11 protein-coding genes are annotated in these 11,989 nt (G+C 35.8%); 4 read left to right on the top strand and 7 right to left on the bottom strand.

The genetic code is table 11. From position 1 onward, the window contains the following. The first annotated feature begins 82 nt into the window (after window positions 1-82). Complete coding sequence (locus tag EGI05_RS15430; protein ID WP_123263921.1) at window positions 83-658, top strand: pentapeptide repeat-containing protein; 576 nt, start codon at window positions 83-85, stop codon at window positions 656-658. 120 nt (window positions 659-778) lie between these two features. Here the strand turns inward: EGI05_RS15430 and EGI05_RS15425 are convergent, their stop codons facing one another. Further along, on the bottom strand, window positions 779-1,489 hold the full coding sequence (locus tag EGI05_RS15425; protein WP_123263920.1) for a C40 family peptidase: 711 nt from the start codon (window positions 1,487-1,489) through the stop codon (window positions 779-781). Window positions 1,490-1,829: 340 nt separating this feature from the next. Beyond that, complete coding sequence (locus EGI05_RS15420; protein ID WP_123263919.1) at window positions 1,830-4,025, bottom strand: glutamine synthetase III family protein; 2,196 nt, start codon at window positions 4,023-4,025, stop codon at window positions 1,830-1,832. Between the two features lie 299 nt (window positions 4,026-4,324). Between EGI05_RS15420 and EGI05_RS15415 the strand changes: the two genes are divergently transcribed. Further along, window positions 4,325-6,013, top strand: coding sequence for a DUF6909 family protein (locus EGI05_RS15415; RefSeq protein WP_123263918.1), 1,689 nt, complete (start codon window positions 4,325-4,327; stop codon window positions 6,011-6,013). Between the two features lie 249 nt (window positions 6,014-6,262). Continuing rightward, window positions 6,263-8,107 carry a M1 family metallopeptidase gene (locus EGI05_RS15410; protein WP_123263917.1) on the top strand — a complete coding sequence of 615 codons (1,845 nt, stop codon included), beginning with the start codon at window positions 6,263-6,265 and terminating at the stop codon, window positions 8,105-8,107. A gap of 53 nt (window positions 8,108-8,160) precedes the next feature. Here EGI05_RS15410 and EGI05_RS18260 read toward each other — a convergent pair whose 3' ends face one another. Further along, window positions 8,161-8,346, bottom strand: coding sequence for a bacteriocin-like protein (locus tag EGI05_RS18260; RefSeq protein ID WP_449506042.1), 186 nt, complete (start codon window positions 8,344-8,346; stop codon window positions 8,161-8,163). Between the two features lie 238 nt (window positions 8,347-8,584). Between EGI05_RS18260 and EGI05_RS15405 the strand changes: the two genes are divergently transcribed. Then, window positions 8,585-9,343 carry a type III pantothenate kinase gene (locus EGI05_RS15405; protein WP_123263916.1) on the top strand — a complete coding sequence of 253 codons (759 nt, stop codon included), beginning with the start codon at window positions 8,585-8,587 and terminating at the stop codon, window positions 9,341-9,343. Window positions 9,344-9,425: 82 nt separating this feature from the next. Here EGI05_RS15405 and EGI05_RS15400 read toward each other — a convergent pair whose 3' ends face one another. The 4 genes from EGI05_RS15400 to EGI05_RS15385 all read right to left on the bottom strand — a co-directional run bounded on the left by EGI05_RS15400 (window position 9,426) and on the right by EGI05_RS15385 (window position 11,986). Beyond that, window positions 9,426-9,857 carry a nucleoside deaminase gene (locus tag EGI05_RS15400; RefSeq protein WP_123263915.1) on the bottom strand — a complete coding sequence of 144 codons (432 nt, stop codon included), beginning with the start codon at window positions 9,855-9,857 and terminating at the stop codon, window positions 9,426-9,428. 4 nt (window positions 9,858-9,861) lie between these two features. Beyond that, window positions 9,862-10,485: an energy transducer TonB gene (locus EGI05_RS15395; protein ID WP_228428628.1), complete on the bottom strand. Its 624-nt coding sequence runs from the start codon at window positions 10,483-10,485 to the stop codon at window positions 9,862-9,864. A gap of 52 nt (window positions 10,486-10,537) precedes the next feature. Continuing rightward, complete coding sequence (locus EGI05_RS15390; RefSeq protein ID WP_123263914.1) at window positions 10,538-11,458, bottom strand: helix-turn-helix transcriptional regulator; 921 nt, start codon at window positions 11,456-11,458, stop codon at window positions 10,538-10,540. Between the two features lie 183 nt (window positions 11,459-11,641). Next, a complete protein-coding gene (locus tag EGI05_RS15385; protein ID WP_123263913.1) occupies window positions 11,642-11,986 on the bottom strand; it encodes a toxin-antitoxin system YwqK family antitoxin in 345 nt (114 codons plus the stop codon). Window positions 11,987-11,989 lie beyond the last annotated feature (3 nt).

Raw genomic sequence — 11,989 nt, 5'->3', positions numbered from 1 at the left:
ATCACAGATGGGATTCTATTAATCTTACTGATTGTAAAAGGAGCTGTATCAGATATTATACAATGACACAAAAACATACAATATGAAAGAAGCTTATATTTCAGAGCAAAATTTTGAGAATACGGATTTTGCCCAACATCCGCTGGAAAAAGGAGAATATGAAAATTGTACTTTTAAAAACTGCTGTTTTGAGCAGGCCGATTTCTCCGGATTTAAATTTACCGAGTGTGAATTCATCGGGTGTAATGTAAGCCTTGCTAAACTTTTAAAAACGGCTTTCAGGGATGTACATTTTAAGGATTGTAAAATGTTAGGGCTTTCGTTTAATGATTGCAATGAATTTGGACTTTCTTTTACATTTGACGGATGTTCATTAAACAATTCCAGCTTTTATAAATCTTCTCTTAAAAAGATACCATTTAAAAATTCAAAATTGATTGAGGTTGATTTTGAAGAATGTGACCTTTCGAATGCTGTGTTCCATAATTGTGATTTAAGCGGAGCTGTTTTCGAAAATACTAATCTTGAAAAGGCAGATTTAAGGACCTCTTTCAATTATTCCATAGATCCGGCAACCAATCGTCTTAAAAAGGCTAAATTCTCCCTTTCTGAGATTCAGGGACTCTTGTATAAGCTTGATATAGAACTTGAGAAATAAACCGCATGATGTCTCTTCAATATCATGTTGAGGAATCGGGAATCTCCGGAGCGGTTAACTTATAATAAAAAAGCCATCAAAATTTTTGATGGCTTCATTATTTAAATCAATTATTTAAAATTAAAAACTTGTTGAAGTTGTAGCTGTTGTTGCAGCTAAGTTGTTGTAAGCATCTCCGTTCTCATTGATCACTCTCTTGGCAAATCTGTATTTAGGGCCCCAATAAGAATCATTCAATGAAGAGATCATTACGCCTTTAGAAGTTGCTGCATGGATGAATTTTACCTCACCGTCTTCAGAAACACTTTCTACAATACCTACGTGAGAAATTCTTCTTCCGTGAGAAAAGAAGACCAAATCACCTTTCTGAAGGTTGCTTTTCTCAATTCTTTCTCCTTCCTGAGCCTGAGAAGCGGCTACTCTTGGTAAGCTAAGACCTGCTGCGGCACCGAATACAGAAAGAACAAAAGCAGAACAATCTATACCGTTTCTTGTAGTTCCTCCATATCTGTAAGGAGTTCCAAGGTAAGTTGCTGCTTCAGATAAGATATTATCGATGGTTTTATTGTATTTGATCGCTTTGGCGATCTCAGAATTTTTAATGGAATTTTTTGCGTTCGCTAAAGAAGCTGCCTTTTCAGCAAGAAATGAATCGATCAATCTCTGCTTATCCTGCTCCATTTTCTTGTTGTCGATAGAAGCTAGTTTGGCATCTGTTTTGTATTCTTTAGTGTATGTTGCTGGTTTTGAAACTACATAGTTGGTAACACAAGATTGTAACGACATCGTAGACACAAAAGCAACTAAATAAAACAAAACTCTTTTCTTCATATATATTTGATTATCCGTGTTAAATAAGGAATATTTATTTTCAAAGGCATTACAAAAGTAGAGATTCCGAGAAAAAGACCCCAGATATGATTATTATCAGGTTCTTATTTTAACACATTTTAACATATTATTTAGGTATGTTAAAGAAAAACAAACCGCAATGCCCCTTTTTTGGTAGGCTGCGGTTTTTTTTTATTAAGATTTTTTAACAAAATAAATCGCTTTTCCTTTATTAAAGGGCATCTTAGTTTTAAAACTCCAATTTTCACCCTTGTTAATAAAACAAAAAAAACTCTCCGGTTTTCCGGAGAGTTTCACTAATATGGAACTTTTACAGCTGTTATTTTGTAAATAACATTTCTCTATATTTTGTCATTGGCCAAAGCTCGTCATCCACCATCATTTCAAGATCATCAGAAGCTTCTCTGATTACATCAAAATGAGGTTTTACTTTATTACAATAAGCTTCCGCTTGCTTTTGGCTGTCAGACACCGCTTTTGCAGCTTCTCTTGCTTTAATCAGGTCTTCTACACCCAATTTGATTTTGGAAACATTTTCAGAAATACTCGCAATTAAGCTCATTTGCTCTTTTGCCAATGCCTTGAATTCTTTATCTCCAAAAATTTCTTTAAGGCCTTTAACGTTTTCAATTAATCTGTTCTGATAATTTAAAGCCGAAGGAATAATGTGGTTTCTTGCGATATCACTTAAAACTCTTGCTTCAATATCGATAACAGTAGAATATTTCTCTAATTTGATCTCGTTTCTTGCTTCAACTTCTCTATGGGTAAATACCCCAATTTCTTCATAAAGATCAAGGAATTTCTTGTCCATTTCCTGCTTCAAAGCTTCAGGAGTGGTTTTTAAATTGTTCAATCCTCTTTTCTTAGCTTCTTTTGCCCAGTCATCAGAATATCCGTCTCCTTCAAACATAATATTTTTAGACTGCTTGATGTACTCTCTCAATATGTTGAAAATAGCTTCATCTTTTTTCAGTCCTTTTTCAATAAGGGCATCCACTTCTTTTTTGAAATCATTTAACTGTTTGGCTGCAATGGTATTCATTACCGTCATTGCTTCAGCACAGTTAGCAGAAGATCCTACCGCTCTGATCTCAAATTTATTCCCTGTAAAGGCAAATGGAGAAGTTCTGTTTCTATCTGTGTTATCCAAAAGGATTTCAGGGATTTTTCCAACTACATTTAATTTTAATTCAGTTTTTTCTTCAGGAGATAATTTCCCGTTGGTTACTTTCTCAAGCTCTTCCAAAACACTGAATAACTGGCTTCCGATGAATACAGAAATAATTGCCGGTGGAGCTTCATTAGCACCTAATCTGTGATCGTTACTTGCAGAAGCGATACTTGCTCTTAAAAGATCTGCATATTCATGAACAGCTTTAATTGTATTCACGAAGAACGTTAAGAACTGTAAGTTTTTCTTAGGGTTTTTTCCAGGACTCAACAAGTTTTCACCTGTATCCGTAGCAAGAGACCAGTTGTTGTGTTTTCCACTTCCGTTTACCCCCGCGAATGGCTTCTCGTGGAATAAGATGTGAAAATGGTGTTTGTGAGCAACTCTCGCCATGATGTCCATCAATAAAGAGTTGTGGTCTACTGCAACGTTTACCTCTTCAAACATTGGAGCCAGCTCAAACTGGTTGGGAGCTACCTCGTTATGTCTTGTTGTTACAGGAATCCCCAATTTCATACATTCGATTTCCAATTCCTTCATGAAGTTCATTACCCTTGTAGGAATAGAACCGAAATAGTGGTCATCCAATTGCTGTCCTTTTGCAGGAGAATGTCCTAATAATGTTTTACCGGTTAATACTAAATCCGGACGGGATTGGTATAATGCTGAATCAACCAAGAAATATTCCTGCTCCCATCCTAAAGTAGGAGTTACTTTTGTTACATTTTTATCAAAATACTGCATAACGCTGGTTGCAGCTTCGTCTACCGCGTTCAAAGCTCTTAAAAGAGGTGCTTTATAATCTAAAGTTTCTCCGGTGTAAGAGATGAAGATAGAAGGAATACAAAGAGTAGTTCCCATAATGAAAGCCGGAGATGTAGGGTCCCAAGCTGTATAACCTCTTGCCTCGAAAGTATTTCTGATTCCTCCGTTCGGGAAAGAAGATGCGTCCGGCTCTTGCTGGATAAGCATGCCTCCGCTGAATCTTTCAATAGCTCTTCCTCCTTCAATCGGAGTAAAGAATGAATCGTGCTTTTCCGCAGTACTTCCTGTCAAAGGCTGAAACCAGTGAGTATAGTGAGTTACTCCTTTGCTCATTGCCCAATCTTTCATAGCTACAGCTACCTGATCTGCAATGTGTCTTTGGATTTTAGTTCCTTTTTTGATAGCATCCATAATAGACTGGAATGCTTCCTTCGTTAAATATTCTCTCATAGTTTCTTCAGAGAAAACATTCTGACAGAATAATTCTGATAATTTAGCAGGAACCTCAACAGAGTTGTCTCTTCTAAAGTCCTTGAATGGTAAGGTTTCTAACGCTTTGAATCTTAAAGTTGACATAATAAGGTTAATTTTTACTGGGCAAATTTACGAAAAAAATGAATTCAAAATATTTTAACCCTAAAAATTTTAGGGGTATCATTGAAAATTTTAAATTTAAACTGTGGTTTAACTTTTTTAAACAGGGGTATTGGTTGTAAAATTGAATTTAAAGCGTGCAGATATGTTCAGATATGATATTTTACATTGCAGATTATAAATATAAGCATAAGATTTTGATATTATGTTAAATCTCTTATTAAAAGATACTTAACGTGAAGTTGGCGGGAGATTTTGTATATTTGTGTGAAATTTATTTTATGACAAATTCCAGAGCAAGAGAAACAACGGAAGCAATTGAAAGATTGTATATTTCTATGAGACACCTCTTTTACAGAGGTTTTTTTAAACCCGCCGGTGTTTCAGGAGAAAGTATCAGAAGCTTGTTGAAAACCATCAATCCGGAAATTTACGGTACCATGAATGTTCCAAATAAATTGGAGCTGGATGGTTTGATGTATGTGTTAGACAGGCTTCCGGAAGGGATTGAGGAATGCGCTTTTATTCATCTTACTTCAGATGAAGGATTTGATAAAGGAAGTTTCGAACCTATTGTACCTAAAAAGAGAAGAAGAAACTGTTATAGAATAGATGAACACCAGATGAATATTGAGGTTCTTTTGGGGCGTTCGGAAATCTATGACATTCTTACTCACCTTACCTTCTTATTTATAGAGGCAGATAAAGTACGTAATCTGGCTTTTATCCAGGAAGAGAATTGGAAGCCAACCCGTGCTTTTAAAATCATTGAAGAAGTAGTAAAAGGCGAAAAGAAATTCAGCAGAAGAGAAAAAGAAGTAGCGCTTATTCACCTTTCCTCTTTAATAGGAAGAACGTTTGATGAAACGTTGAATGCCTACAATACTTTCGGGGATGATAACAATCCGGATCGTTTGTTTAAAATCATTTACAACTTAGGAAAAGTGAGTTTAGAAGATGCCAAGCAGACGAGAGAAAGAGAAATTCATTTCAGTGCTATATTAAAAGAAAGAGTAGGGCACCACTATTTCGGTGAAAAATGGGCGAACAAAGTGAAAGAAGTTTTATTTGAAAACAATCTTCATATGCGTCCGCTTCATATTATTTCTGCCAATATGCATTCGGTAAAAAACATGCTGTATGCCAATGATGCTCTTAAAAAGAAGCAGACGAAAGAGGTAGATTATAAGCTTTATGAAGATATCTCCAACAAAAAAGACCTTCGTGATAAGGTTTCAAAATATGCGTTGGATGAAGGATTGATCTATATTAATGATAAGAGCGGAAGCAATATAGACGTTCAGATCATTGACTTAGGCAAAACAGATTTGAAAAACACACCATTCGGACATATTAAGTTTAATGGAGATGATGTGATTATGGTTTTCGATTATGCTTTCGGAGAACAGGCGTTTGAGATAATGGATGAATTATTGAGGCCATTTGAGCATCAGGGAGAAGTCTATATGATGAAAGTAAAATCGGTTTCCATCATGGGGAAAGCAGGAATTCTTGCAGGAGGAAAAGGAGATATTATGATTCCTACTTCTCATATCTTTGAAGGTACCGCAGACAATTATCCTTTTGAAAATGCTTTATCATTGGAAGATTTTAAGGATGATGAATTAAGAGCTTTCGAAGGATCTATGATTACGGTTTTAGGAACTTCACTTCAGAACAGGGATATTCTTTCCTATTTTATGAATACTTCCTGGAAAGCTATTGGTCTTGAAATGGAAGGGGCTCATTATCAGAAAGCCATCCAGGTAGCTTCTAAAATCAGACACCATATTTCACCGGATCTGTTTGTGATGTATGCCTATTATGCTTCAGATAATCCGTTGGAAACAGGAAGTACGCTTTCTTCAGGAGGATTAGGACTTACAGGAGTAAAACCAACATATCTGATCACGTTAAGAATCCTTGAAAAGATTTTGGAAAGCGGGAAAAAGCAAATTGCTAAGAAATAATCTTTAACAATATAGCAATATAAAATAGAAACCTCAACGTGAATGTTTGAGGTTTTATTTTTTTTAGTTCTAGCAGATTAAGTAGATGATTATTCCGTTAAAAAAAAGTCTGCCCGATCTACCAAATCTGTGAGAAAAATAAAATTTAATTATATAACATACAGCTTATCTAAAAACATGAATTCTTACAATAATTCAACTTTTGAGCATTCTGTATAAATTATTACCTTTAGAAAAAATAAATTTTAAATGAGAAAATCGGTTGCAATCGTATTTGCGTTTATCATTTCACAATTTCAGGCACAGCAGACGCCTTATTATCAGCAGGCTGCGAAATACAAGATGGATATTGATGTCAATGCTGAAAAATTTACTTACCAAGGAAATCAAACCTTAGAATATACCAATAACTCACCGGATGAACTGAAGGTAGTGTATTTTCATTTATATTGGAATGCTTTTAAGCCTAATTCCATGATGGACCAAAGAGTAAGCAATCAAGGAAAGAACGGTGACTCAAGATTACAAAATGCAGGCGTTTCAAGATTGGCGTCCATTCCAAAAGATCAGGAAGGAGCCCAAAATATTCATTGGATCAAGCAAAATGGAAAGAATCTGAAGTATGAAATTCAGGAAACCATTATGAAGGTATATCTGAGCGAACCTATTAAACCTAATTCCAAAACAATCTTTACCCTGGAATGGGATGCGGTAATTCCTCAGCAGATCAGAAGAAGCGGAAGAAACAACAAGGAAGGCGTTGATATGACGATGACCCAATGGTATCCGAAAATTGCAGAATATGATTATGATGGTTGGGCGACTTTTGATTATGTGGGAAGAGAATTTCATGCACCCTTTTCTGATTTTGATGTAACTATTAAAATCAATAAAGATTATGTTGTGGGAGCCGGAGGAATTCTTCAAAATCCTACAGAGGTAAAAGGATATGATGCCAATGCTAAGATTAAAACCGAAAAAGACAAGAAGGCAGTTTGGAAATGGACCGCTAAAAATATACTCGATTTTGCCTGGAGCGCAGACAGAGATTATATCGTAAAAAGCTTTGATGTTCCTGAAGGCCCGAAAGTATTCTTAGTATATCAAAATAATGAAAAGACTAAAGTTTGGGAGCAGGCTCAACCTTATGTGACGAAGTATTTCCAGATCATGAATTCTCATTTCGGGAAATATGTTTATCCAACATATGCTTTTATACAAGGTGGAGATGGTGGAATGGAATACGGAATGTGTACCATGATCTTAGGAGAGGCTCAGGATATGGAAGGATTAATGGGGTTAATGGCTCATGAAGGGGCACATTCATGGTATCAGCAAATGTTGGCTACTAATGAAAGCATGCACCCATGGATGGATGAAGGCTTCACCAGTTATGCGGAAAACTATGTGATGAATCAGCTGTTCCCTCCGAAAGAACAGCTTCCGAATCCTTTTGCCAATAGCCTGAATGCTTACAGGAATTTTATTAAGAAAGGAATTGAAGAACCTGCAGTTTGGCTGGGAGATCACCATGACAACGGTTCTGCCTATACATATTCCACCTATGTGAAAGGAGAATTGTATTTGGTGCAGTTAGGATATATCATGGGTGAGCAAAATCTTGCTGAAACATTAAAACAATATTATGACCAGTGGAGTATGAAGCATCCTTCAGACAGAGATTTCCTTCATATTGCTCAACAGGTTTCCGGGATGGATCTGAAATGGTTCCATCATTACTGGATTAATACAACTAAAACGATTGATTACGGAATCAAGGATGTGAAATATGACACTAAATCTACAACGATTACTTTAGTGAATAACGGACAGGTTCCAATGCCGATCGATTTTAGTGTGATGACTGCGGATAAAAAAGTTATTACGTATCAGATCCCGTTGAATATGACGCATACCTGGAAGGAAAAAGATATCTATGGCGACTTTAAGACTGTAGAATATTGGCCATGGACGCAAAAAGAATATACTTTAACAATTCCGTACACAAAATCACAATTGGCGGTGTTAGGAATTGATTTTAGTCAGAGAATTGCCGATGTGAATTTGGAAAATAACTTTGTTGAAGTAAAGTAGATAAGATAAAAAAGGAGCTGAAAGGCTCCTTTTTTGTTTGAAAAATTCAATAGTTACCAAACTTCACCCGTGCCGCAATCCTCTGATGATCTAATACAATAAGGTACTGCTGTACATGGGTCAGGTGGACAGACAGTTCCAGGACATAAAGCCGGAGTTCCGCTTGGCATTGGGCAGGATACATATCCGCCTCTTATTGATTTTAGTCCATTTCTTGAAATTTTTTTTAAATTTTTCATAATGTTATAATTGTAAATTGGTTTGTTCTCTTGAATTTACCAAGATAGTAAAAAAGCGGATAGCAAGAATATATAGGTTTAACTCTTTTTAACAAGTGTTAAAAGAATCATCTTAAGTGATATTTGAAAATTTAGATCAGAATGATTTAAATAATCACCAATTTCTTCAAGTTTTTTGCTCCTAAAATTTTACTTTTACCATTATTTTTTTAGACACCCTTTTAGCTATTAAAAATCAATGAATTCAATCGTAATAAACGTAGGAAACAGTAATATCAGATTTGGCCTTTTTGATGATGATAATTGTGATATTTCTTGGGTAATTAATACAAAACCGTATAAAACGGCAGATGAATTATATGTTCAGATGCTGATGTTGTATCAAACCTACAAAATCGAACCAAAGCAAATCAATAAAGTGATCATAGGATCTGTGGTTCCCCAATTGACTAAAGTCATGAGCTCCGCCATTAAAAAGATCCACGGAATACTTCCTGTGATCGTAGACAGAACTACTCATTCCGGGGTGCAGGCCAAATCCAAGCAAATGGGAACGGATATTTATGCGAATCTTGTGGCTGCACATAATCTATATCCGGGCAGAAAAAAAATTATCTTAGATTTCGGAACGGCGCTTACGGCAAGCTGTGTTGCTGAAAACGGTGAAACATTAGGTGTTATCATTGCTCCCGGAATCGTTACCTCTCTGAACTCATTAATTAGCCATACAGCCCAGCTTCCGGAAATTGAATTGAAAAAACCGAAATCTGTTTTAGGACTGGATACCATAACTTGTATGCAAAGTGGAATGGTATATGGCTTTTTAGGAATGGTGGAAGGATTTATTGACAGGATCAATGAAGAAGTGAATGATGATTGCTTTGTAGTGGCAACAGGTGGTGTTTCTCATATTTACAAGCCTTTAACAGATAAAATTCATGTGATGGACAGGCTCCATACCTTGAAAGGTTTGTATTTCCTAGGAAAGAATTTATAATATATTAAATTATAAAACACCCTCTTCGATTAAATGAGAGGGTGCTTTTTATTGATGATTATACTATCTATTTTCAAAAAGATTATCGTTTTGATTTAAAAAACTCTTTCACAATGGAAGAGCATTCATTTTCCATAATTCCGGTAACGAGTTCGGTTTTAGGATGAAGGGTAAGGTGCTTGTTGATGAAACCTCGCTGCTCATCTCTAGCTCCTATAACAACTTTAGAGATCTGTGCCCACGAAAGTGCTCCGGAACACATAACGCAAGGCTCCAGTGTAACATATAGGGTACAGTTTTTTAAATATTTCCCGCCCAGAAAATTAGCGGCGGAAGTGATAGCCTGCATTTCCGCATGTGCTGTGACATCATTTAGTGTTTCCGTGAGATTATGGGCTCTTGCAATCACGCGATTATTGGAAACAACAACACACCCGATAGGAACCTCATCTTTTTCCAAGGCTATTTCGGCCTCCTGAAGGGCCATTTTCATGAAATATTCGTCGGTAAACATGTAATTATTCAATATTCATCGTTAAAGGAAGTTTAAAGCGGTATCTTACGGGATTGCCGTTTACAATAGCCGGGGAAAACTTTTCCGAAATACTATATAAAGCGATCTCCGCCTGTCTGTTAAAAGTGAAGTTGTCTCCTTGTGCATGAACATTGCTTACACTTCCGTCTTTTTCCACAATGAAGGAAACATTGGCTTTTACCGTTTTTACTTCGGTGTAAACACCTTCGGAATAAAACAGTTTGGCCACTTCTTCACGCAACGTATTCATTCCACCAGGGTAATCTGCAATCTTAACGATGCCGGAAGAGGTTTCATCAGAGCTTTCCAGTTTTTGAGATGGATTCTTTAATCTGTTGAGATCTTCAATATTCCTTACCTTTAATAAAGCTCCGATCATGGCTACATTTTCAATGCTGTCCATTTTCTTCATAAAAAATAAAAAATCACGCTTGATGGCGGCCTTGCCAAAAACATTGGTTTCGGCATCGAATTTTTTCTTAAACTCAGTGTTAAGCATAGTACGATGCTGATTATAAAAAGTCTTCACCTGTTTGAATTCTTCCTTCTGTTGTGCAAAACAGAAAGAAAATGAAAAGCAGATCAGGTAAAGAAGTAAAGATTTCAATGTAAATATATTTATGTAAATGTAATCAAAAAAATATAAATTTTGAGAATACTTATTCTTCAAGATAGTTGTTCAGGGACTCTCGCAAATGATTCCGGATATCATCAACTAAACCTTTCGGTTCTAAAACGGTGACCTCTTTCCCATAGGATAAGATTTCCTGCATAAAATCGTAGGTTGGATGAAGGAAAAATTCAAAATAGATCTCTTCCGGAGTTTCTTTAACGCTTTTTTGTGACTGATGAAGCGGAAAGCTTTTGATGTATTCTCCCTGGTGTCTGCTGCATTTTAAAATGATCTTCTGAGGATTTTGTTCTGCCAGATTCATAACTCCAAATGCGTTTTTAAAGTGCTCTCTGAAGTTATAGTTATATTTTTCCCTGAATTTATTTTTACTGACATCCAGATAATTAATCCGGTCCAAACCAAAAGATTTCAGCATTTTATCCTTGGTGTCAATGGCAATAAGATACCATCTGTCTTTAGATTCTTTTAAAGCAAGAGGATGAACCTTTCTCGAGGTCATGAGCTTGTTCTTATAATTGTAATGTTCAAAGCTCACTACTCTTTTGTTGCGGATGGCAAAGAAAAGGTCATAAAAATTTTCAATTCCCGTAGGTTTTCTGGATTCAAAAAAGATAAAATTGGAGAAATCCGGATGTAAATTCAAGGCATTGCTTACCTGGAATGATTCCAACAATTTCTGGTTGTATTCATCCACTTCCATAATAGGGCGGCTTTCAATATAATACCGGTTGTCGCCTTTTTTCTTATTATGAATGGAAAGATTAAAAAGATCCGAGATCTCACGGATATCTCTTTGTAAGGTCCGGATAGAATAGCTTTTGATTCCGGCATCCTGGAATTCAAAAGAATTTAAAAGATAGTCCTCCAGCTGGGAATAAGTAGCCGGAGAACTTTCTAATCTTTTAATGATTAAGGCATATCTTGTCAGGTAAAAATCTTTTTTCATTCGGAAATATTTATCTTGCAGCTTTGCTGCGTTTAATTTGGGCGAATGGAACGCAAGCGTTTCATGCTAAAGTTTCTAAGACAAATATATGCTCTTAATGCGACAAACTGTGTCGTGTTTTATTTTTGTGGATAAGTTTTGAGAGGAATAGAAATGAAAGATAGGACAACAGTCCTATCTTTTTTATTGAATAATTGTTTGTATTTTTGTGCCATTCTGCCAAATAGAGTGTCTGATCAGATTTCCATTTATATCCCACTCTTTGTAATATTTATCCAGTTTACCGAAATATTTATAGTATTCTTCTTTAATCTGTCCATTTTCATAGTATTCTCTTTGAACACCTCCAATATGGCCGTCAGTAAATTCTTCTTCACCAACCATAATATTTTTTGAATAATGCTGGATTATTCCAGTAAACGGTTTTCCTTCATAGTAATAGATTACTCCTCCGGCATTGTCTACGCCTTTAAATTCAAAGATATTATCTTCGTCTTCTGCATTGTATATTTTAATAATTTGAGACATATT

The sequence above is a fragment of the Chryseobacterium daecheongense genome, from assembly GCF_003729955.1.
Classification (GTDB): Bacteria; Bacteroidota; Bacteroidia; order Flavobacteriales; family Weeksellaceae; genus Chryseobacterium; species Chryseobacterium daecheongense.
The sequence above is the reverse complement of the archived record's forward strand: the minus strand, read 5'-3'. Positions and strand labels throughout refer to the sequence as shown.